We start from the raw sequence: 21,336 nt of genomic DNA, 5'->3' as shown, positions 1-21,336 counted from the left end.
ATTCGCAAGGAGGTTGTGATGTTAACAACCAAACTGGTCGGTGCGCTATTCGTTGTTTGTGGGCTTTTGTATATGGCGGGAATTGCAGTTTATCGAGGCCAGATGAGCGAACCCCATTCTTCCAATGGTGAGTCCGCCGGTCTTGAACCGCGCCATCGCGGTCTGCGTTTTCTTGGCTTGAAAGCGAATTGGCCGGGCCTCGTGGTTGCTGCAGTGGGCGCCGTAATGCTGTTATTGCCATCGGCCTAGAAGTCTTACAATAACGCCCCCAAAACCATATCAAGCGCAGCATTGACGGCGGCATTGCGGATTGATGCGCGACCGTGATCAACAAACAGGTGGCGCGCTGCGACCGGTGGTTTGTCTTTCAGGGCCAACCCAAACCAGACAAGTCCTATGGGCTTGGCGTCGGAGCCGCCACCGGGACCTGCAATCCCCGTAACCGAGATGGCGATCCCGGCATTTGAATGGCCAAGGGCTCCCGAGGCCATGGCCAAAGCGACTTCCTCAGACACTGCGCCGTGTTTGGCGATCAATTCGGCCGGGACGCCAATCATCTCGTGCTTGGCTTCGTTGGAATAGGTGACGAACCCTCGATCCACGACATCGGAGGACCCACCAATATCTGTCAGCGACGCTGCGATCAAACCACCGGTGCAGGATTCAGCCGTGGCCAGCAGAATGCCGTGACGACGGCAGGCTTCAAGGACTGCAACTGCCTTGGCTTCCGCGATTAGCCCGCTCATTCCGGCAACCCTCCCGGGTATATGACAGATGCCGTCGCAATAGCTGCAATGCCTTCCTTGCGGCCGATGAAACCGAGTTTCTCGTTGGTCGTGGCCTTGATAGAAATGCGATCCACGGAAATTCCCAGCATTTTTGACAACGCTGCGGTCATCGCCTCACGGTGTGGCCCTACTTTCGGGGCCTCGCAGATGAGTGTGACATCCGCATTGGCAATCCGGCCGCCGGCCTCCCTGACAATTTTTACCGCATGTTCCACGAAGATATGCGAAGGAGCGCCCTTCCATTGTGGATCGGACGGCGGAAAATGTGTGCCGATGTCGCCTGCGCCGCGTGTCGCGAGCAGGGCGTCGGTCAAAGCATGGAGGGCAACGTCGGCGTCCGAGTGCCCGGACAGCTTTTGATCATGTTCGATGAATACGCCGGCAAGCATCACACCGTTGCCTGGTTCGAAAGCATGTACATCATAGCCGTTCCCGGTGCGCACGTCCGGAAATGCGGAATACTTTTGCGACAGGCGATCATCGGCCATTTCGATATCCTTTGCCCAGGTCAATTTCGTGTTGTCGACTGATCCTTGAACGATCCGCACCGGCAGGCCATGCCATTCGGCGATGGCCGAATCGTCGGTGAAGTCGGATCGGCCGGCTGTAAATGCTGCGTTATGCGCATCGAGGATCGGCAAATAGGGAAACGCTTGCGGCGTCTGCGCCGCATAGAGGCCCACGCGCGGTACCGTTGCGCTGACCATCGCGTCCGGTCCGGCAGCTTTCAACGTATCCGACACGGCAAGGACTGGCAGGACCCCGATATGCGGGGTCAGATTGAAAATGACCCGCTCCAGTAGATCTGCCGAAATAAAGGGGCGAACACCGTCGTGAATCAACACGTGATCAGGTGTTTTCTCCTTTAGAGCCAGAAGCCCGAGACGTGTCGATTCCTGGCGGGTTGGTCCACCTATCACAGCAGTAACTCGTTCGGCATGATCTCCAAGAGCCAGGGCGAACAGTGCACTGTCTTCCTTGTGGATTACCACCACGACATGGTCGATCAACGGGCAATCAAGAAATGCGCGCATCGTGTGCGCCAGAACGGCCTCTCCGCCAATCTTGCGGTATTGCTTTGGTCCTTCAACGCTTTGGCCTGCGCGTTCACCGCGTCCGGCCGCTACAATGACCGCAGCTACCCGCATTTCCTTATTGTCAGACTTCCCCGGCACGCTTCTCTCCGTTCGATGCAGACTGCGTTACCCTTTGCCAAACGGAAAGACCAGAACTTTAGCAACGCCCGGGTCGAAATCCGGCCATTCACGGTGCGCAATGCCTTGCGAAGAGGCAACGATCTGTCTAAAGGATAGGCTATTACGAAATTGCATACGAAACAGGCAGAATCGCGTGATCGAATTGGATCAACCACTGGATGTCGGCGGGGTACATTTGCGAAACCGCGTGTTTCTGGCGCCGATGTCTGGCGTCTCCGACCTGCCGTTCCGCCAGCTGGCGTGGCAGGCGGGGGCCGGTATGGTGGTATCGGAAATGGTTGCAAGCGCAGAGCTTTGCACGCGCGACCGCGGCAACCTGTTGCGCCTCAGGGGCGATGGATTGGGCACGCACGTTGTGCAGATCGCAGGCCGTGAAACCCGATGGATGGCTGAAGCAGCGCGGATCGCCGAAGGCGAGGGCGCTCATATCGTCGATATCAATATGGGTTGCCCCGCCAAAAAGGTAACAGGCGGCTTGTCAGGCTCGGCACTCATGCGCGATCTCGATCACGCTTTGACACTGATCGAAGCAACGATCGGCGCTGTGCGGGTTCCAGTTACGTTGAAAATGCGGCTTGGCTGGGATGACGCCAGCATCAACGCACCGGAGCTAGCTGTGCGTGCAGAGCAGGCCGGTGTCAAGATGATCACTGTGCACGGCCGCACGCGCTGCCAGTTCTACGAAGGCAAAGCTGATTGGCACGCCATTCGAGCTGTAAAAGACGCAATCTCGATCCCGCTTGTGGCAAATGGCGACGTTCAGAACCGCGCCGATGCAATGGCAATTCTTGAGGCCTCCGGAGCGGATGCGGTCATGGTAGGGCGCGGATCTTACGGCCAACCTTGGCTGCCGGGGATGATTGTTCAAGGAAACGGACCAGATGCCAGACACATGATCGCCGATTATGCAGTCGCGCATTACGAAGCGATGCTCTCGCATTATGGCGAGGCCACGGGTATTCGCCACGCGCGCAAGCATCTTGGCTGGTATCTCGACAAACATGGGTTCGACGCAGGACCACTCGTTCGAGCATCGATCATGACCGAAACCAATCCGCAACAGGTTGCACGACGTCTCCACGCTGCGCTCTCAAATACAGAAGAAATGAGGAAGGTGGCCTGATGACAGCATCGGATAAATCTATGCTGGGAGACCGGTTGGCGGGCATCGTCCTGAATTCGATCCGGCACCCGGTGATCATGCTCGATGATGCAGGTTATATTTCCTATGCCAACGCCGATGCTGAAGCGTTCTTCCGCTCAAGCGCCAACATTTTGAGCCGCAACACGCTCGATATGCTGCTGCCGTTCGGCAGCCCACTGCTGGCGCTGGTCAAGCAAGTGCGCGAAAGCCCATCACCGGTCAACGAATACCGCGTCGATGTCTCGTCACCACGGCTCGGCCAGGACCGGATTGTCGATCTCTATGTCACTCCCGTCAGTGAATCGCCGGGTTCGATCGTCATCCTTTTCAAGGAACGCTCGATGGCGGAAAAACTTGATCGGCAGATGACGCACCGTGGCGCCGCGCGTTCCGTTACCGGCCTCGCGTCCATGCTGGCGCACGAGATCAAGAACCCGCTTTCTGGCATCCGGGGAGCCGCGCAATTGCTTGAGACCGGCCTTTCCGACGATGACCGGGCGCTGACACGATTGATCACCGATGAGACCGACCGGATCGTGTCACTCGTCGATCGTATGGAAGTTTTTTCCGACGAACGCCCGATAGAACGGGAAGCGGTGAACATTCACGTGGTGCTGGATCACGTCAAAGCCATCGCCAAGAATGGTTTTGCCAGCCATATCAAGTTTCACGAGGACTATGATCCGTCGTTGCCTTACGTGTTCGCAAATCGCGATCAGCTCGTTCAGGTGTTCCTCAATCTCGTAAAAAATGCAGCCGAATCCATCGGCGCCAACGAGCCAGGCGAAATCACGCTCTCAACCGCGTTCCGTCCAGGTATCCGCCTGTCGGTTCCAGGTATGCGTACTCGGGTGTCGCTGCCGCTCGAATTTTGCGTTTCGGACACGGGTGCGGGTGTGACGCCCGATATCATGCCACATCTCTTCGATCCGTTCATAACCACAAAGCCGAATGGTTCCGGGCTTGGCCTCGCTTTGGTCGCCAAGATTGTCGGGGACCATGGCGGTGTTATCGAATGCGATTCCGTGCCGCGCAAGACGACGTTCAGAATTCTCATGCCCGCATGGCAGAGCGGTCCGCTCGATGACGACCATGCAGACGACAGTCCATATACGAAGAAAGCAGGGTCCTGATTATGAGTTTGGGCAGTATTCTCGTCGCAGATGACGACGCAGCAATCAGAACGGTCCTCAATCAGGCGCTCTCCCGTGCAGGTTATGACGTCCGCATAACGTCGAATGCAGCTACCTTGTGGCGCTGGATATCGGCGGGCGATGGCGATCTCGTGATCACCGACGTGGTGATGCCCGATGAAAACGCTTTCGATCTTCTACCACGCATCAAAAAATCGCGACCCGATCTGCCCGTCATCGTCATGAGTGCGCAAAACACCTTCATGACTGCCATTCGCGCCTCTGAGGCGGGAGCCTACGAATATTTGCCCAAACCGTTCGATCTGACGGAACTGGTCAGCATTGTTGGACGGGCACTTTCTGAACCGAAGAAAAAACCGGAGAAGTGGGCTTCCGACGAGCAACCCGATACAATGCCGCTGGTCGGCCGCTCGCCAGCGATGCAGGACATTTATCGGGTATTGGCGCGCATGATGCAAACCGATCTGACGGTCATGATTTCCGGGGAGTCGGGCACTGGCAAGGAGCTTGTGGCGAAGGCTCTGCATGAATATGGCCGCCGGCGCAAAGGTCCGTTCGTCGCCATCAATATGGCAGCGATTCCGCGTGACCTTATCGAGTCGGAATTGTTCGGCCATGAGCGCGGGGCTTTCACTGGCGCGCAGAACCGGTCGAGCGGACGCTTCGAACAGGCGGACGGCGGCACGCTGTTCCTCGACGAAATCGGCGATATGCCGATGGAAGCGCAAACGCGGCTTTTGCGTGTTTTGCAGCAGGGCGAATACATGACCGTCGGCGGGCGCACACCGATCAAGACCGATGTGCGCATCGTTGCTGCCACCAATAAGGATCTGCGTACCCTGATCAATCAGGGCCTTTTCCGCGAAGATCTGTACTACCGTCTCAATGTCGTGCCGCTGCGCCTGCCGCCCTTGCGCGAACGCGGCGAAGATATTCCGGATCTCGTACGGCATTTTTTCAAGATGGCAGCGAAAGACGGTCTGCCTGAAAAACGTATCATGGCTGATGGCCTAGATCTTATGCGGCGCTACCCTTGGGCAGGTAACGTGCGCGAATTGGAAAACCTCGTCCGCCGTCTTGCCGCTCTCTACCCCCAGGAAGAGATCAATGCGGACGTCATCGAGGCTGAACTCAAGGCCGACCTGCGGCCAACCGAGCCATCGTCGAATTCAATGGCGGACCAGGATGTAACTATCGGCCAGGCGGTCGAACTGAACATGCAGCGCTACTTCCTTTCCTATGGGGATGACCTGCCACCCGTCGGTCTTTATCAGCGCGTGCTGGAGGAGATGGAGTATCCACTTATCCTTTCTTGCCTGACGGCGACGCATGGGAACCAGATCAAGGCTGCCGAATTGCTGGGACTCAATCGCAACACACTGCGCAAGAAAATCCGCGAACTGGGCGTCAACATCTACAAGAGCACCAAGAGCGAACGCTGAACAGGCGGCATTCGCTTTTTAAGAAATCATTAAGTATTAGCAAATGATTCACCAGTTCTAACAATATCAACAGAAGATAAAATTGTAACTACTGCAACAGAGCCTTTTTAAGGTGAGTATGTGCAGAGTAATCACCAGAAATCTCGTGAATTAAACGCAATCGGTTAGCGCCGAATTGCTATTGGATCATACGGAGGTGCATGGTGTTCAGTTTTGCAGAACGATTGATGTTGTTCAATCAGTACGAAATCTTGAAGAAGCTTGATCCTCAAAAATCGAGCCTCTACGCGCGGCATCAAGAAGTCGTGGAGAAGGGTTTCGAGAGTCTTTATGAGGATCTCGGAATTTCAACGACGACACTGAGCAAGGAAGAGGCCCAGGAAATGGACGACATCCTTGCGCTGTTCCGCGCAATAAAGGCTTCAAGTGGGGGTGCGGCCAGTAACATGCCGGGCAAAACGGAGTTTGTTGGCTTTGGCTCCGGCCAGCCTGACGAGCGTTTCGCTTATGCCGACTTCCTCAGCAACATCCTGAAGTTCCCGCTGGAAGTCTCCAACAGCCCTGACAATCGGCCGGAACTGCAGCTTGAAAAATATCGCACCATGCTGAAGCGCTGGGACGAAATCGGCAGAAAGCGTGAGCTTTCCCCTGACCAGATCGAACATCTGGTCGCTTGATCCACGCAAATATAAATGTTGTGGCCGGCAATGCCGGCCACAATCATTCAGGCTTGACGTTCAACCCAATGAGCCAAGGTAGTCGAGTTTCCCGACAGGCACGCCGTTGTGGCGCAGAATGTTTTGAGCTGTCGTGACATGAAAATAGAAGTTCGGCAGAACAAATTTCTGAATGTAGTCTTCGCCGCTCAACGTTACCCCCATCTTGCCGAATTTCAGCGTGACTTCCTTATCCGCAGTGCCATCAAGCGCTGACGGATCGACGCTTTCTAAAAATGCAACTGTCTTGGCGATGCGTTCGCGCAGCTCGGTAAAATCCGCTTCCTCATCGGGGAATTTTGGAACTTCTACCGACGTCAGGCGGGCGATTACGCCCTTCGATGTGTCACTAGCCCGCTGGATTTGGCCGGAGAACGGCAGCATGTCCGGCGCCAGACGTGCATTGACGAGAACTGCCGGAGCAATTTTCTTCTCCTCTGCGAATGCCTCGGCCTTGTCGATCAACGACGAAAGAACGGAGAAACCACGGACAAACGCCGGAACGGAAATCTTGTGCATGGATAATGACATATGTGTACCCCTTGAAGCATCGCCGGATTTGCGGATAGAGATGAGATAAGAATGGCTTTGGTGACATTGTAGCGTGCCAAGCGCAAATACGTCGTGGCCTTTCTTTTTCAAGGCCACCCGGTCGCTAAATCTTGCGAAGCTTGGGTTCGAAAATTGTGGCGGGACTCTCGTCGGCATGAACTATGCGGTTCCGCCCCTGGTTCTTCGCCGCATAGAGGCACTTGTCAGCAGCAACCAACGCCTCCTCCAGATCCTGTCCAGGTCGGTGGATTGATATCCCGACGCTTACCGTGATGTCGAGATCGCTTATCCGGAGATATTTTGAGATATCCCGAACACCTGTGAGCACCCGATGCGATATCCAATCGGCCTTTCCAAGATCCGCACCCGTCAGGAAAATGGCGAACTCCTCACCGCCGAACCGCGCGGCGAAATCCCACTCACCGATGGTGGAACGGATGAGGATTCCAATCTCCTGCAGCACCCCGTCTCCAACGGCGTGGCCGTACCGGTCATTGATCGACTTGAAATGATCAGCATCGATATAGAGGACTGCACCGGCACTTTTTTCCCGGTCGCACAAGGCAATCTGTTTCTGCGCTTGCATGTAGAATTCGTTACGGTTCGAGAGGCCGGTGAGATCATCTTTGCGCAGAGCGAGGTCGAGTCTCAGTGCGGTTTGCTTGAGACGATAGTTAAGCCCGACGAGAAAAGCGCCGAGCGGGACGCTCACGATAACAACAATGATTGTTGTGACGATGAGCGCCACATCGAGACGATCCAGTCTTACGACCAGGAAGAAAAGAACCGTGAGCAAATCCGAGGCAGCAATCGCCATGCCGACCATGATCGCGACCTGTTTTATAGGTGGCAAGTCACCGAATTTCGTCATCCATAAATCGTAGGTCGTCATTGCCGTCCGCCGAGTGTGTTCTTACTCCATATATCGACAGGACCATAAGGAAAGCTCTTTACGAAGAGTGTAATTTTAACTGTTGTTATTTTTTATCGAATGTTCATCTGAGGCAAATTATTTCAGCCACATGTTTTATAAACGCGCTCGCGGCTGGAACTATCGCAAAAGGATGCAAACTATTTCCTATCAAACAAAACCCATGACGTGATGGGGAATATAGGGCGCTTCTAGCGCAGAAATTTCGTCGTCAGATAATTTTATTTGAAGAGACGCAACAGCATCATCTAGATGTGATGCTTTCGTAGCGCCAACTATAGGCGAAGTAACCTTGGTCAGAACCCAGGAAAGTGCTATTTGTGCGCGTGGCAGCTTCCGTTGCTCTGCTATCTTTGCGACTGCACTTACAACCTTCTTGTCATCATCTTCAGTGCCGGCATAAAGCGTTTTGCCGAATTCATCGGTTTCAGAACGGGCGCTCGTCTCGTCCCAGTCACGCGTGAGCCGGCCGCGGGCGAGGGGGCTCCATGGAATGACGGCAATACCCTCGGCCTTGCACAGCGGTAACATTTCCCGCTCTTCCTCGCGGTAGAGGAGGTTCACGTAGTCTTGCATGGAAACGAAGCGTGTCCATCCTTTCTGACTAGAGGTCGCAAGCATTTGAGCGAACTGCCAGGCATACATGGAAGATGCCCCGATATACCTCGCCTTGCCGGATTTCACGACTTCATGAAGAGCTTCCAATGTTTCTTCGATAGGCGTTTCGTAGTCAAAGCGATGGATCTGGTAGAGGTCGACATAATCAGTGCCCAGCCGGCGCAAGCTTGCATCAATTTCCGCGAAGATGGCCTTGCGGGAAAGGCCTGCGCCATTCGGCCCTTGGCGCATACGACTGTTCACTTTTGTGGCGATGACAACTTCTTCGCGCGTACTGAAATCATTGAGCGCACGGCCCACAATCTCCTCACTGGAGCCGTCTGAATAAACGTTTGCCGTGTCGAAAAAATTTATACCAAGTTCCAGCGCTTGTTTGATGAATGGCCGGCTTTTTTCTTCTGAAAGCGTCCAAGCATGGTTGCCGCGATCAGGCTCACCGTAACTCATGCAGCCGAGACATATACGCGACACTTCCAGGCCGGTGTTTCCGAAACGTACATATTCCATCACAGTTCTCCATATTTAGTCTAAGCACGAACGTTGGAGCCTGTTGCAGGCGGCTCTTGCCAACGCGGCAAATGGACGATGTCTCCACAGTCGTAAGCCGTTTTGTTAATTTTGAAATGCCGATACGAACCTGTAACAACAAATTGACGCGAGGTTGGTCCGACACAGATCTTGCAATTGTGGGTAAGTGTTGAACAATGGCATTGTTTCGCGGCAAAACGTTGCATTTCCGCCACAATGTGTTGCATGAGTGCCACGTGTTGGGAATCACGACAGCAATGCTTTTATCGAATTCGGTCAACCTATCTGGAAATTCGGCAGCTGGCGCAACAAGCGGCGGCATACAGAAGTTTTATTCAAGGGCCGGAATTGCCACGGTTGTTCTCGCACTTCTCACGACGGGTGTCACTTTTCTGATCCTGACCGGAATGACGCCGATCCACCCGGACAGCCAGACTACGTTGCTGCTCACAAGTATCAATGCCGCTCTCATCGCGGCCCTCATGATGCTTATTGGACGTGAAGCCTACCGTATCGCGCGCGCAAGAACACGCGGGAAAGCCGCGTCTCGCCTGCACGTGCGTTTAATCGTGCTGTTTTCGCTCGTCGCCGCCGTGCCGGCAATGATCGTCGCTATTGTCGCGTCCATTACACTCGATCTCGGACTTGACCGCTGGTTCGAGATGCGAAGTACGACCATCGTGAATTCGTCGATCAGCCTCGCCAATTCCTACATCCAGGAAAGTGCACGCAATTTGCAAGGCACGACGCTGGAAATGGTCAATGACCTCGATAGCCAGCGCACGCTTTATAATCTCGATCGCAGCGGATTTACCCGTTTACTCACGCAACAGGCGCTGGGGAGGGGGCTTCTTGGCGCATCACTTGTCAGGTCAAATGGTGAAACCGCTGTGCGCGCCGACATCAAGACCGATATCGCCATACCTGCAGTAGCAAGGTCGGTATTGGAGACTGCATCGGACGGCAAGCCCGTGCTTATTCCGCCAGAACAAACCAATCTTCTCAGTGCAGTCATCATGATGCGTGAAATACCGGGTCTGTTTCTCTATACCGTAAGGCCCGTCGATGCAGACATTCTCAGTTCGAGCCGACTGATGGAGAAACGAACCGCTGACGAGCAAGCATCCGCCGGCGACGGGGTCACCACACAGATCCTTTTTGCGCTGCTCTATTTCGGCCTGACCCTGACGCTGCTCCTATCGGCTATCTGGACTGGCATAGCTGTTGCAGACCGGCTCGTCCGCCCCATTCGGCTGTTGATTGGTGCAGCTGATGATGTGGCAACCGGTAATCTCGATGTCTCGGTTCCCGTACATCGCAATGACGGGGATATTGGTTCGCTTTCGCAGACGTTCAACACAATGGTTCGGCAGTTGGGGACTCAGCGCAGTGATCTCGTTGCCGCCAAAGATCAGATCGATGAGCGGCGACGGTTCTCCGAAGCCGTGCTTTCAGGTGTGACCGCTGGCGTCATCAGTGTGAATGGCGATGGCGTCATAGGCATTGTCAACCGTTCTGCTGAAACGATGCTCTCGCTCGACCCGGCAACCGCGATTGGCAAGAACCTGACTGCGCTCGTTCCGGAGATCGGACTTGTTTTCGAAGTCGCGCATGCAACGGGCCGCTCCGTTTATCGCGAGCAGGTGACCATGTCGCGGCGCGGCAGCGCGCGGACCTTCAACGTCCAGATTACCGTAGAAGACGCTGAATCGATTGATCATTCCTACGTTGTGACCGTGGATGATATCACCGATCTGGTCGAGGCGCAGCGTTCGTCTGCATGGGCTGACGTTGCAAGGCGCATCGCTCACGAGATCAAGAATCCCCTGACGCCGATCCAACTTTCGGCTGAACGCCTGCGCCGCCGCTATAGCAAGGTGATTACCGAAGATCGGGAAGTTTTCGACCAATGTACTGAAACGATCATTCGGCAGGTCGGTGATATAGGCCGCATGGTCGATGAATTTTCTTCCTTCGCACGTATGCCGAAGCCGGAGATCAAAACTATGGATTTGCGCGAGGCTCTGCGCGAGGCATCGTTCCTCGTGGAGGTCAGCCGCAGCGATATCCGTTTCGAGCGCAACTTTGGCAGTACCCCGCTCATCGGTCAGTTTGATAGTCGTTTGATGGGACAGGCTTTCGGAAATGTTATCAAGAACGCCGCTGAATCCGTTGAATCCATTGTGAAAGAGACTCATACGAACGGACACATTCTTGTCAGATCCAGACAGGATGAAGCGGCGATCGTCGTGGAGATACTTGATAATGGCAAAGGCCTGCCGCGCGAACATCGCCAGCGGCTACTCGAGCCCTACATGACGACTCGCGAAAAGGGTACCGGACTTGGTCTTGCCATCGTCAAAAAGATTGTCGAGGACCACGCCGGACATCTCGAATTGCATGACGCGCCGGAAGATTTTTACGGGGGCCGGGGCGCCATGATCCGCATTACTTTTCCAACCACACAGACCGTTACGCCGGTCGAAGCAGAGACCGATAAATCGGCAAAACAGGTGAATTAATATGGCATCTGACATTCTTGTGGTCGACGATGAGGTCGACATCCGTGAACTTGTGGCTGGCATTCTCAGCGACGAAGGCTATGAGGCCCGCGTCGCTTCCGACGCGGATAGCGCGCTCGCTTCGATAGACGACCGCATACCCCGGTTGATTTTCCTTGACATCTGGATGCAGGGCAGCCGCCTGGATGGCTTGGCGCTGCTGGACGAGATCAAGCTGCGGCATCCGGAGATTCCGGTAGTTATGATTTCTGGCCACGGCAATATCGAAACGGCCGTTTCGGCCATTCGCCGCGGTGCTTATGATTTTATCGAGAAGCCTTTCAAGGCTGACCGTTTGATCCTGATTGCCGAGCGGGCATTGGAGACATCGAAGCTGCGCCGCGAGGTTTCCGACCTGCGCAAGCGCTCGAGCGAAAGCTTTGAACTTCTTGGCAGTTCGCTCTCCATGAATCATCTTCGCCAGACCATTGAACGGGTTGCGCCAACCAACAGCCGCATCATGATCACAGGCCCTTCCGGTGCAGGCAAGGAACTGACCGCGCGTGCCATTCATGCCCTGTCGACGCGTTCCAAAGGACCGTTCGTCAATCTGAACGCGGCAACGATCACACCGGAACGAATGGAAGTCGAACTATTTGGCACCGAATCCGATGGTGGTGAGCGCAAGGTCGGCGCCCTGGAAGAAGCGCATGGCGGTATTCTCTATCTGAACGAGATAGCCGACATGCCGCGAGAGACCCAAAACAAGATCCTTCGCGTTTTGGTGGATCAGCAGTTCGAGCGGGTCGGGGGCACCAAGCGGATCAAGGTCGATGTTCGTATTATTTCCTCGACCGCACAGAACCTCGAGGCAATGATTGCCGAGGGACGTTTCCGCGAAGATCTGTTTCATCGGCTCGCCGTCGTTCCGGTCATCGTCCCGCCATTGGCTGACCGGCGGGATGATATCCCTGCGCTTGTCGAGTTCTTTATGGGGCAGATCGCCGATCAGGCGGGTATCAAGCCGCGGAAGATTGGCCCCGATGCGATGGCAGTGCTGCAGTCGCATTCATGGCCGGGCAACATTCGCCAGTTGCGCAACAATATCGAGCGCCTGATCATTCTTGCCCGGGGCGACGATCCTGAATCGGTGATTACCGCTGATCTGCTGCCCGCCGAGATTGGCGATACACTGCCAAAACCACCTACGGAATCGGACCAGCACATCATGGCGCTGCCATTGCGCGAAGCACGCGAGCGGTTTGAGAAGGAATATCTGATCGCCCAGATCAATCGCTTTGGTGGAAACATTTCACGCACGGCCGAATTCGTTGGTATGGAACGGTCAGCACTGCACCGCAAGCTCAAGTCCCTCGGAGTCTGATCAAGGCATCTAGTTTTGGCAGCCCTTCGACGTCCAGCACACCCTTGCTCCCGATTTGCATGAACGTTTAATGCAATGTCGTGGAATATCACCAGAAAGAGAAGCAACCCTATGAAATTGCAACTCCTCCGCAACGCAACGCTGAAACTTGATTATGCTGGAACGACCATCCTGATCGATCCGGATTTCGGGTCGAAGCACAGCCGTCCATCCTTCACCGGCCGCTCACCCAATCCAATGGTCGAACTTCCGGTATCGACGGATGAAATCCTTGCCGGAGTGGAACTTGTTATTGTTTCGCATCTGCATGCGGATCATTTCGACAAGGTCGCGCAGGAGCTCGTTCCCAAACATCTGCCTCTCATTTGCCAACCAGGCGACGAGGAAAAAATCCGGTCATTCGGCTTCACCGATGTTACGCCACTGACAGATAGATTGACATATGAGGGTATTCGTTTAACGCGCCGCGACGGCAATCACGGCTCTGGTCCTGTGCTCGAAAAGATGGGAAACGTCATCGGCCTCACGATCGAGGCAGACGGCGAACCATCGATCTATTGGGCTGGCGATACGATCCTCTATCCGCCCGTGCGCGAAACAATTGCTACATTTGCTCCGGACATTATCATCACCCATTCCTGCGGAGCCAAATGGGACGATCTGCTGATTGTCATGGATGCCGAGCAGACTATCGAGATCTGCCGTATTGCTCCCGAAGATACGAGAATCATTGCGACGCATATGGAAGCATTGGATCACGCGACCGTTTCCCGCGATGATCTGCAGGCCTATGCGAACGCCCATGACATCGCTAAGCATAAGCTGCTTATTCCCAGCGACGGCGAGATTCTCCACCTCTCCGCCCCGAACGCATGAGATCAACAATGCCAAAAACCTTTGCTTTTGTCGGTAACCTGAATCGCAATGCCTTACCCGGTAAGGGAAAGGGCATCAGTGTTTTTCAATTCGATGATGAGACGGGAGATATGACGCTCGCAAGCGAATATCTGGCGATCGACAATCCAGGATATCTGGCGATTGATGAAAAGCGCAAGCGCCTCTACGCTGCTGCGGAAGTTCCGGCGTGGAACGAGAATCTCGCCGCCGCCTTCGACATCGAACCTTCGACCGGTGCGCTGTCCTACATCAATATGCAATCGACCTTGGGTAACACTACCTGTCATCTCGGTTTCGACCAGACCCGCGAAATGATCTTCGCGTCGAACTACACAGTCGCTGAATTGGGTGCGCGGCCGGGTAATGCGATTACTGCCTTTGCGCTACGAGCAGACGGCGGGTTGGAGCCTGCCTTTGCCGCTGCGATCCATGAAGGCCAGAACGCTATTCTGCCGACCGACAGGCGCCAGCACGGCCATTGTGCGGTTGCAAGCCCCGATAATCGGACCGTCTTTGTCTGCGATCTCGGGCTCGACCGGATCATGGCCTATAGGTTGCCGAAGAAAGGCGAGGGCCTGTCCCTTGCCGTAACACCATTTACGCAAATGCCAGAAGGGGCCGGCCCACGCCACATGATTTTTCACCCCAATGGCAAAATTGGCTATGTCATCAACGAGTTGAATAGCACCGTTTCCGTTTTGGATTACAATCCAGAAAACGCGTCACTCACCGTGATCCAGACATTGCCGGCACTGCCGGAGGGCTTCACCGGAACCAATACCTGCGCGGAAATCGCCGTGAGCCCCGACGGTCGGTTCCTCTATGGATCCAACCGTGGTCACAACAGTATTGTCAACTATGCTATCGCAGCTTCGGGTGAAATTGCCTTGATCGGCTGGACACCGTCGCAAGGGATTGGTCCGCGCAATTTCGCAATTGACCCGTCCGGCAAGTTCATGCTGGTCGCCAATCAGAAAGGTGGTGGCATCGCCATCTTCAAACGCGATATTCATACGGGTGCGCTTGAGGATACCGGAAAACGCGTTGCGCTGGAGACGCCCATGCGCATCGTATTCGGTACATTCCACTAAAAAGGAGCCGCGATGTCGCGCATTGCCTATGTAAACGGTCAATATGTCCAGCATTCCGAAGCCGGTATCCACATCGAGGACCGCGGCTATCAGTTCGCTGATGGCGTCTATGAAGTCTGCGAGATAGCACGCGGTAATATCATGGACATGACCCGCCACCTCGACAGGTTGAATCGTTCGCTTTCTGAATTGAAGATTTCCTGGCCAATGGCTCGCAAGGCACTCCAGGTCATTATCAAGGAAGTCGTCCGACGGAACCGGGTTCACGACGGTCTTGTCTATTTGCAGGTCACACGCGGCGTTGCCAGGCGCGATCACGTGTTTCCGTCGCCAGATACACCGCCTGCCGTTGTGGTCACCGCGAAGCGTACCAGCCCTGCCGCATCGGCCGCTCGGGCAGCCAAAGGCATCAAGGTGATAACCACGCAGGAAAACCGCTGGGATCGTGTCGACATCAAGTCCATTGGTTTGTTGCCAAATGTGCTGGCCCGTCAGCAGGCGAAGGATCAAGGCGCTCAGGAGGCGTGGTTCATCGATAGGGATGGTATCGTGAAGGAAGGCGCTGCGACGAATGCCTGGATCGTCACCAAGGATGGCGTTCTGGTCACGCGCCCTGCCGAGACCGGCATTTTGCGCGGTATCACTCGCACCACCATTTTCGACGTGGCAAAAACGTTGGGGCTGCAGATCGAAGAGAGGGGCTTTTCGGTCGATGAAGCAAAGAAGGCCAAGGAAGTTTTCATGACCGCTGCGTCAACAGTTGTCATGCCAATCGTTGCGATTGACGGCGAATCGGTAGCAAATGGCCATCCTGGAACAACTACACTTTCCTTGCGGGAAGCGTTTTTTGACATTGCGGAAAAAACGCCATCCTGTTAACCGGAGAGTGAGGGGACTAACAGAGCGCTATTTTTCACCTCCTGCTGGAGCAAAGAAAGTTTGCTTCCGCCGCAGAATTTTGTATGAGACACGTTTGCTGATCGCATAAAAGGACAAAAACAATGGCTGAACGATCGCAGAATCTTCAGGACCTTTTTCTGAATTCAGTCAGAAAACAGAAGATTTCTCTGACAATATTCCTCATTAATGGTGTAAAACTGACTGGAATTGTTACATCTTTCGACAACTTCTGCGTTCTTTTGCGCCGCGACGGCCATTCACAGCTCGTCTATAAACATGCTATATCGACCATCATGCCGAGCCAGCCCGTGCAGATGTTCGAAGTTGAAGAGAGCGACTGAGACCACATTTGACCAAGGACTTTACGCGCAACGCACAGAAAACTGGTGGGATTGCTGATAACGGCGAAACCGCCAGGGAAGCTACGCGTGCGGTTGTCATCGTGCCAATTTTGCCACAACGCTTCAGTAATAGTGGCAATGGCGAGATTAATCGGTCCCAATTTCAGCATGAGTTCCAGCGCAGCGATGAGGCCAGGCTCGAAGAAGCTGAGGGGCTTGCGCGAGCGATCGACCTCGACATTGTCCATTCGGATATTGTTCAGGTTTCTGCGCCGCGCCCGGCTACATTGCTCGGTACTGGCAAAGTTGCAGCCATCGCCGAAATCGTTGAGGCTTCGCACGCGGAGCTCGTGATCGTCGATCACTCCTTGACGCCGGTACAGCAGCGCAATCTAGAAAAAGAATGGAACGCCAAGGTTCTTGACAGAACAGGGCTCATTCTCGAAATTTTCGGCCGCCGTGCTCAAACAAAAGAGGGCACGCTGCAGGTTGAACTGGCGCACCTGACCTATCAGAAGGGCCGCCTGGTGCGCAGCTGGACCCACCTGGAGCGTCAGCGCGGTGGTGGTGGCTTCCTTGGTGGTCCGGGTGAAACGCAGATCGAGGCCGACAGGCGCGCCCTGCAGGAAAAGATCCTGCGCATCAAGCGGGAGCTTGAGACGGTCGTTCGTACGCGTACGCTGCACCGGGCCAAACGCAAGAAGGTGCCGCATCCGGTTGTTGCCTTGGTTGGCTATACCAACGCTGGAAAATCCACGCTGTTCAATCGCCTGACCGGAGCAGGGGTCGTTGCGGAAGACATGCTCTTCGCGACGCTGGACCCGACGCTGCGGCGCATCAAGCTTGCACATGGCGAAACGATCATTCTCTCGGACACGGTTGGTTTCATTTCCAACTTGCCGACGCATCTTGTCGCCGCGTTCCGCGCGACACTGGAGGAGGTGGTCGAGGCCGATCTCATCCTGCATGTGCGCGATATTTCCGATCCGGACACTGCAGCACAGGCGGAAGATGTGCACGCGATTATGGAAAGCCTCGGCATCGAGCGCGGCGATACGAAGCGCATCATCGAAGTCTGGAACAAGATAGATCTGCTGGACGATGCCGGCCGCGAGGCAGCGCAGCGCTTGAGCGCCGCGGCGATTGGCAATGAGCATCCGATCCCCGTCTCGGCGATCACGGGTGAGGGCGTGGACGCCTTGCTCAAGGAAATCGAGGACCGGATCGCCGGCAAGCTCACCAAGGTCAAGGTCACGTTGCAGCACAACCAGATGCGCCTCATGGACTGGATTTATCAGCATTCCAGCAATGTGAAGCGCAAAGATCTCGATGACGGTTCAATCGCCTTGACGATGGATATGACCGTCAACTCGCAAGCCATGCTCGACGAGAAGATGCTAAGCAGGAACAGCAGGTAAGCGGATTCATTTCGCCGTCTTGGCTTGCTGCCACAGCGCTTCCATTTCTTCGAGCGTTGCGGCGTGGAGAGACTGTTGCTGTTCGGCCAGTTTGCGTTCGATGTAATGGAAGCGTTTGCGGAACTTCTCATTCGTTCCGCGCAAGGCGCTTTCGGGCTCGAGCTTCAGGTGACGGCCGAGATTGACGAGAGCAAAGAGCAGGTCGCCATATTCTTCTTCGGTATCGCGTCGATCGCCGCTAGCGATTGCTTGCTTCAACTCGCCGATTTCCTCCTCGATCTTGTCGAGGATAGGCGCAGCTTCAGACCAGTCAAAACCGACTTTCGCAGCCTTCTGCTGCAGTTTCAGAGCCCGCATCAGCGCTGGGAAGCCATGGGGAATATCGTCGAGAAAACCGTCCGCTTCGGCCAGACCTGGATTGAGCGCGGCGCGCCGTTCGCGGCGCTCGGCTTTTTCCTCGGCCTTGATCTTGTCCCACATGCCTTTGGCCATACCAGCACCGCGGGCAGCTTCTTCGCCGAAAACGTGCGGATGACGGCGGATCATCTTGTGGGTGATGGCCTGAACCACATCGCCAAAATCGAACGCCTTGAGCTCCTCGGCCATGCGAGCGTGGAAGACGACCTGCAGCAGAAGGTCGCCGAGTTCCTCACGCAGATCGTCGATGTCGTTGCGCTCGATGGCATCGATCACTTCGAACGCCTCCTCGAGCGTGTACGGCGCGATGGATTTGAAATCCTGTTCGAGATCCCAGGGGCAGCCCGTTACCGGCGTCCGCAATGCAACCATAATGTCGAGCAAGCGGGTTATGTCGCGTGATGGTTTCATGAGCGTAGAATAGGCCAAGTCATTGGCGGCGAATATGACGAAGCGCTGCCGTTAATTGCTTGTCCACAACGTGCACGCCGGGGGATAGGCCTTCTATAACGATCTTGGCGGAACATAGAGGCAGATCGATCGCCTTGCTTTGGGGTCGGCGCCGACAGTACAGCGATGGAAAAATTGGTCCTTCGACGGTTTGATGCGGCTATCACCGTAGGTGATCAATTCCCCGGTAACGACAACGCGGTAGCCATTTGGCGTTTCCAGGATGGCGCTATCCTTCTCCTGCCAACAGTCGGTCATGCTGCAACATTCAGCACCATAGGCCCAGCCAAGCGGGGCGTCGTGAGCGAACGCGGGAGCTGCGAAGAGCAGGGAAATGATTAGCACCTTGCGTATGGCTGACATCCTCCCGCTCTTGTAGCTTAACGGATTCACGCCGCTTGTAGCGATGACACATACTACACCAATCCGGATAAACCGCTGCTGATCGACTTCGGCGTCACGAACCGTTCGAGCTGGCCGGTGCTTTCGGTTATGACGTTCCACTTGCTGGCATCGAAGTCGATCACGACAAGCGCCGCAGTTGGGTATTTTTGTTGCAATCGGGATAGATTTTGCTGGCTTCCCGTTCTGATCAGTTTGAGAGCAAGCTCATGGAGTCCGGGATTATGTCCGACGACCAGCAACGCCTCAACATCAGGTGGCGTTTCGTGGATGACGTCAAGGATCGCCTTTGCGGAAGCATCGTAGAGGCGCGGCTCGTCGATCTGCATTATGTCCTTCGGGAAAACAGTTCGGATAAGTTCCCATGTTTCCCTGGTGCGACGGGCTTTTGATATCATGGCAAGGTCGGGTAGAAGTCCTTGCTCCACCATGTAGGCGCCCATCAGCGGGCACGCCCGACGGCCACGTTCCGCAAGCGGGCGCGCGTGGTCGTCAACGTTGTCGGGCCTGTCCGACTTGGCATGACGAAGAAGCATTAGCCTGCGCATCATCAGTCTTACCGTATTGGTCGAGATTGCGACTGTCGATCCGAACAGGCAGGGCTGGATGCACTACCAATTTGGGTCCTACGGGATAATATAGAATTGAGATGGGAAGGAAATAAGAAAGGCGTTTTACAGGATGATCGCGGTGGATCGTGATAAGGAGAAGCGAGCGAGCCTCAAGGATGTCGATGTTGCCTCTCCACCGGCTCCGGTCGAAGTCGAACTGAAGTTGCGTGCCTCTCCAGGTTCGCTCGACCGGATTCGAACGTCCCCTGTTATTCTGCAAGATTCCCGGAACAAGGGTACGATACGCCGGTTGGAAACGACGTATTACGATACGGCTGACCATAAGTTGTTTGGCGCCGGTATTTCCCTGCGGGTTCGGCGCAGCGGCAAGTGCCTGGTGCAAACCATCAAGCGAGTGTCCGTCGATGATGCACTGACGCGCGATGAATGGGAAGCGCCGGTCCAGACCTTGGCCCCGGATCTCGGAGCGCTGCCAGTGTCGGAAATCGATGGGATTTTCGACAAAATCGCAGTCAACCAACTCGTGCCGATCTTTATCACCAGAGTGCGCCGGCATCGGGTTACTGTCGATGTGTCTGAGGGGCAGATCGAGGTTGCGTTCGACGATGGCGTGGTAGAGGCCGGATCGCAATGCAAACCGCTATGCGAGGTCGAACTTGAATTGAAACAGGGCAGGGCAGCAGCGCTCTACCAACTCGGCCTCGGCTTGATGGATATTTCGCCGCTGTGCCTTGAAACCCAGAGCAAGTCCGCGCGTGGCTATGCACTCGCGCTTGGTAATGATCCAGTGGCTGTGAAGGCGTCGTCGTCTAGTCTTGATTATCAGGATACCGTGGATGAAGGTATCGCCAAACTCCTGTCGAGCTGCCAACAACAGATACTGGCAAATCTGTCTCCGGCAGAAAATGGCGGCGAAGGCGTCCATCAGTTGCGTGTGGCGTTACGACGTCTGCGAACGGCCTTGTATTTTTTACGGCGCGAGTTTGAGACGCCATCACTGCAGGGACTCGATGGCGAGGCGAGGCGGTTCGCACGAACATTGGGACCAGCACGCAACTGGGATGTTTTTATCGGCTCAACGCTCTCCGATATCGAGAAGACCAATCTGCCGGACATCGACTTCTCCAGCTTGCGCGACGCGAGCGTGCCATTCCGGAATGAGGGCTATAGCATTGTGCGCGATAATATCGCTGACCCGCAAACCAACCGTTTTCTTTTGTCACTGGGGCTCGTTATTCTGCGGAAAAGCTGGAGAAACGAGGTTGCCAGCGAGGATCTGCGGACACTTGCCGAGCCACTAACGAAATTTGCGTCCAACGTCCTTACCCGCATCGAGCGAAAGGTACTCAAGCGCGGGCGGCATTTTCGCCATCTTCGACCTGAAGCGCGGCACAAGCTGCGACTGACCTTGAAGAAACTGCGCTATGCTACAGAGTTCTTTTTGCCACTTTTTGCAAACCGGGCGTCGACCGGAAAATATCTCAAGCAGCTGTCTCGACTGCAGGATGTACTGGGCGAAGCCAATGATATCAGAACTTCGCGAACTCTTCTGTCGAATATCCGGGAACGTGCGGAAAGTCCCGACCTGCATCGAGCCATTGGCGCTGTGATCGGCTGGCAGGGGCATCTCGAAACGACGAGCGCCAGCCGGATGAACAACAGGTGGGGCAAGTTCAAACGAACCGCACAGTTCTGGTAAGTCCAGCGAACCTGCATCTTCGTATTGGGCGAAGCGCCCATGTATGTTGTGGGTGAGACTGTAGATTCCATCTGAAGTGTGTGAGTTCATGGCGAACCGCGACCTGCGACAATGAGAGGCTAGCCCGCCCGCCGCCTCTGTGCGAGCAGTTTTTGCCGGAAGACTTCTGCTGGC

At 55.1% G+C, this 21,336-nt stretch carries 21 protein-coding genes; 13 read left to right on the top strand and 8 right to left on the bottom strand.

Annotated elements, in window-relative coordinates:
- The first annotated feature begins 18 nt into the window (after nt 1–18).
- The gene (locus FHS21_RS21105) at nt 19–249 is read left to right on the top strand and encodes a hypothetical protein (protein WP_112551193.1); all 231 of its coding nucleotides are present in this window, start codon (nt 19–21) and stop codon (nt 247–249) included.
- A gap of 5 nt (nt 250–254) precedes the next feature.
- On the opposite strand, the gene FHS21_RS21100 is transcribed toward FHS21_RS21105, so the two are convergent.
- Both FHS21_RS21100 and FHS21_RS21095 read right to left on the bottom strand, forming a co-directional pair.
- A complete protein-coding gene (locus tag FHS21_RS21100; protein ID WP_112551194.1) occupies nt 255–746 on the bottom strand; it encodes a CinA family protein in 492 nt (163 codons plus the stop codon).
- Nucleotides 743–1,936 carry a bifunctional 2-C-methyl-D-erythritol 4-phosphate cytidylyltransferase/2-C-methyl-D-erythritol 2,4-cyclodiphosphate synthase gene (locus FHS21_RS21095; protein WP_112551195.1) on the bottom strand — a complete coding sequence of 398 codons (1,194 nt, stop codon included), beginning with the start codon at nt 1,934–1,936 and terminating at the stop codon, nt 743–745. The genes FHS21_RS21100 and FHS21_RS21095 overlap by 4 nt, the downstream gene beginning before the upstream one ends.
- A 202-nt stretch (nt 1,937–2,138) precedes the next feature.
- On the opposite strand from FHS21_RS21095, the gene dusB reads away from it, so the two are divergent.
- The 4 genes from dusB to FHS21_RS21075 all read left to right on the top strand — a co-directional run bounded on the left by dusB (nt 2,139) and on the right by FHS21_RS21075 (nt 6,422).
- Complete coding sequence (gene dusB / locus FHS21_RS21090; RefSeq protein WP_183663841.1) at nt 2,139–3,128, top strand: tRNA dihydrouridine synthase DusB; 990 nt, start codon at nt 2,139–2,141, stop codon at nt 3,126–3,128.
- A complete protein-coding gene (locus FHS21_RS21085) occupies nt 3,128–4,282 on the top strand; it encodes a two-component system sensor histidine kinase NtrB (RefSeq protein WP_112529205.1) in 1,155 nt (384 codons plus the stop codon). Before dusB ends, FHS21_RS21085 begins: the two co-directional genes overlap by 1 nt.
- A gap of 2 nt (nt 4,283–4,284) precedes the next feature.
- Nucleotides 4,285–5,745 carry a nitrogen regulation protein NR(I) gene (gene ntrC / locus FHS21_RS21080; protein ID WP_112529203.1) on the top strand — a complete coding sequence of 487 codons (1,461 nt, stop codon included), beginning with the start codon at nt 4,285–4,287 and terminating at the stop codon, nt 5,743–5,745.
- Between the two features lie 200 nt (nt 5,746–5,945).
- A complete protein-coding gene (locus tag FHS21_RS21075) occupies nt 5,946–6,422 on the top strand; it encodes a YfbU family protein (protein ID WP_112529201.1) in 477 nt (158 codons plus the stop codon).
- Nucleotides 6,423–6,482: 60 nt separating this feature from the next.
- Here FHS21_RS21075 and FHS21_RS21070 read toward each other — a convergent pair whose 3' ends face one another.
- From FHS21_RS21070 to FHS21_RS21060, 3 genes are all read right to left on the bottom strand, one after another.
- Nucleotides 6,483–6,992: a DUF1993 domain-containing protein gene (locus tag FHS21_RS21070; protein ID WP_112529199.1), complete on the bottom strand. Its 510-nt coding sequence runs from the start codon at nt 6,990–6,992 to the stop codon at nt 6,483–6,485.
- A gap of 124 nt (nt 6,993–7,116) precedes the next feature.
- The gene (locus FHS21_RS21065) at nt 7,117–7,905 is read right to left on the bottom strand and encodes a GGDEF domain-containing protein (RefSeq protein WP_112529197.1); all 789 of its coding nucleotides are present in this window, start codon (nt 7,903–7,905) and stop codon (nt 7,117–7,119) included.
- A gap of 189 nt (nt 7,906–8,094) precedes the next feature.
- Complete coding sequence (locus FHS21_RS21060) at nt 8,095–9,069, bottom strand: aldo/keto reductase (protein WP_112529195.1); 975 nt, start codon at nt 9,067–9,069, stop codon at nt 8,095–8,097.
- Nucleotides 9,070–9,347: 278 nt separating this feature from the next.
- Here FHS21_RS21060 and FHS21_RS21055 point away from each other — a divergent pair, with 278 nt between their 5' ends.
- The 7 genes from FHS21_RS21055 (at nt 9,348) to hflX (ending at nt 17,622) form a co-directional block, all read left to right on the top strand.
- Nucleotides 9,348–11,612 (top strand): sensor histidine kinase NtrY-like, encoded by a 2,265-nt coding sequence (locus tag FHS21_RS21055; RefSeq protein ID WP_112529399.1) that lies wholly within the window; start codon nt 9,348–9,350, stop codon nt 11,610–11,612.
- A gap of 1 nt (nt 11,613) precedes the next feature.
- Nucleotides 11,614–12,975: a nitrogen assimilation response regulator NtrX gene (ntrX, locus tag FHS21_RS21050; protein WP_112529193.1), complete on the top strand. Its 1,362-nt coding sequence runs from the start codon at nt 11,614–11,616 to the stop codon at nt 12,973–12,975.
- 111 nt (nt 12,976–13,086) lie between these two features.
- The gene (locus FHS21_RS21045; RefSeq protein WP_112529191.1) at nt 13,087–13,851 is read left to right on the top strand and encodes an MBL fold metallo-hydrolase; all 765 of its coding nucleotides are present in this window, start codon (nt 13,087–13,089) and stop codon (nt 13,849–13,851) included.
- Nucleotides 13,852–13,859: 8 nt separating this feature from the next.
- Nucleotides 13,860–14,963 carry a lactonase family protein gene (locus tag FHS21_RS21040; RefSeq protein ID WP_162701906.1) on the top strand — a complete coding sequence of 368 codons (1,104 nt, stop codon included), beginning with the start codon at nt 13,860–13,862 and terminating at the stop codon, nt 14,961–14,963.
- A 12-nt stretch (nt 14,964–14,975) separates the two neighbouring features.
- Nucleotides 14,976–15,842, top strand: a complete 867-nt coding sequence (locus FHS21_RS21035) for a D-amino-acid transaminase (protein ID WP_112529187.1) — start codon at nt 14,976–14,978, stop codon at nt 15,840–15,842.
- Between the two features lie 122 nt (nt 15,843–15,964).
- Nucleotides 15,965–16,204 carry an RNA chaperone Hfq gene (gene hfq, locus FHS21_RS21030; protein ID WP_008129219.1) on the top strand — a complete coding sequence of 80 codons (240 nt, stop codon included), beginning with the start codon at nt 15,965–15,967 and terminating at the stop codon, nt 16,202–16,204.
- Between the two features lie 8 nt (nt 16,205–16,212).
- Entirely contained in the window at nt 16,213–17,622 is a 1,410-nt protein-coding gene (gene hflX, locus FHS21_RS21025) for a GTPase HflX (protein ID WP_112529185.1), read from the top strand.
- A gap of 6 nt (nt 17,623–17,628) precedes the next feature.
- Here the strand turns inward: hflX and mazG are convergent, their stop codons facing one another.
- The 3 genes from mazG to FHS21_RS21010 form a co-directional block, all read right to left on the bottom strand.
- Nucleotides 17,629–18,450, bottom strand: coding sequence for a nucleoside triphosphate pyrophosphohydrolase (gene mazG, locus FHS21_RS21020; protein ID WP_112529183.1), 822 nt, complete (start codon nt 18,448–18,450; stop codon nt 17,629–17,631).
- Between the two features lie 93 nt (nt 18,451–18,543).
- The gene (locus FHS21_RS21015) at nt 18,544–18,852 is read right to left on the bottom strand and encodes a hypothetical protein (RefSeq protein WP_112529182.1); all 309 of its coding nucleotides are present in this window, start codon (nt 18,850–18,852) and stop codon (nt 18,544–18,546) included.
- A gap of 53 nt (nt 18,853–18,905) precedes the next feature.
- Nucleotides 18,906–19,439: a SixA phosphatase family protein gene (locus tag FHS21_RS21010; RefSeq protein ID WP_112529397.1), complete on the bottom strand. Its 534-nt coding sequence runs from the start codon at nt 19,437–19,439 to the stop codon at nt 18,906–18,908.
- 142 nt (nt 19,440–19,581) lie between these two features.
- Between FHS21_RS21010 and FHS21_RS21005 the strand changes: the two genes are divergently transcribed.
- Nucleotides 19,582–21,162, top strand: coding sequence for a CYTH and CHAD domain-containing protein (locus FHS21_RS21005; protein ID WP_162701905.1), 1,581 nt, complete (start codon nt 19,582–19,584; stop codon nt 21,160–21,162).
- Nucleotides 21,163–21,336: the final 174 nt, after the last annotated feature.

This window comes from Phyllobacterium trifolii, from assembly GCF_014192095.1.
In the GTDB taxonomy this organism is placed as follows: domain Bacteria; phylum Pseudomonadota; class Alphaproteobacteria; order Rhizobiales; family Rhizobiaceae; genus Phyllobacterium; species Phyllobacterium trifolii.
The sequence above is the reverse complement of the archived record's forward strand: the minus strand, read 5'-3'. Positions and strand labels throughout refer to the sequence as shown.

Bases quoted from the DNA above. Each gene is read 5' to 3' on its own strand.
- hfq (WP_008129219.1), top strand. From the start codon at position 15,965: ATGGCTGAACGATCGCAGAATCTTCAGGACCTTTTTCTGAATTCAGTC.
- FHS21_RS21100 (WP_112551194.1), bottom strand. From the start codon at position 746: ATGAGCGGGCTAATCGCGGAAGCCAAGGCAGTTGCAGTCCTTGAAGCC.
- FHS21_RS21075 (WP_112529201.1), top strand. From the start codon at position 5,946: ATGGTGTTCAGTTTTGCAGAACGATTGATGTTGTTCAATCAGTACGAA.
- FHS21_RS21045 (WP_112529191.1), top strand. From the start codon at position 13,087: ATGAAATTGCAACTCCTCCGCAACGCAACGCTGAAACTTGATTATGCT.
- mazG (WP_112529183.1), bottom strand. From the start codon at position 18,450: ATGAAACCATCACGCGACATAACCCGCTTGCTCGACATTATGGTTGCA.
- FHS21_RS21010 (WP_112529397.1), bottom strand. From the start codon at position 19,439: ATGCGCAGGCTAATGCTTCTTCGTCATGCCAAGTCGGACAGGCCCGAC.
- FHS21_RS21105 (WP_112551193.1), top strand. From the start codon at position 19: ATGTTAACAACCAAACTGGTCGGTGCGCTATTCGTTGTTTGTGGGCTT.
- ntrC (WP_112529203.1), top strand. From the start codon at position 4,285: ATGAGTTTGGGCAGTATTCTCGTCGCAGATGACGACGCAGCAATCAGA.
- FHS21_RS21035 (WP_112529187.1), top strand. From the start codon at position 14,976: ATGTCGCGCATTGCCTATGTAAACGGTCAATATGTCCAGCATTCCGAA.
- FHS21_RS21040 (WP_162701906.1), top strand. From the start codon at position 13,860: ATGCCAAAAACCTTTGCTTTTGTCGGTAACCTGAATCGCAATGCCTTA.
- FHS21_RS21065 (WP_112529197.1), bottom strand. From the start codon at position 7,905: ATGACGACCTACGATTTATGGATGACGAAATTCGGTGACTTGCCACCT.
- FHS21_RS21060 (WP_112529195.1), bottom strand. From the start codon at position 9,069: ATGGAATATGTACGTTTCGGAAACACCGGCCTGGAAGTGTCGCGTATA.
- FHS21_RS21085 (WP_112529205.1), top strand. From the start codon at position 3,128: ATGACAGCATCGGATAAATCTATGCTGGGAGACCGGTTGGCGGGCATC.
- ntrX (WP_112529193.1), top strand. From the start codon at position 11,614: ATGGCATCTGACATTCTTGTGGTCGACGATGAGGTCGACATCCGTGAA.
- FHS21_RS21070 (WP_112529199.1), bottom strand. From the start codon at position 6,992: ATGTCATTATCCATGCACAAGATTTCCGTTCCGGCGTTTGTCCGTGGT.
- FHS21_RS21095 (WP_112551195.1), bottom strand. From the start codon at position 1,936: ATGCGGGTAGCTGCGGTCATTGTAGCGGCCGGACGCGGTGAACGCGCA.
- FHS21_RS21015 (WP_112529182.1), bottom strand. From the start codon at position 18,852: ATGTCAGCCATACGCAAGGTGCTAATCATTTCCCTGCTCTTCGCAGCT.
- FHS21_RS21055 (WP_112529399.1), top strand. From the start codon at position 9,348: ATGCTTTTATCGAATTCGGTCAACCTATCTGGAAATTCGGCAGCTGGC.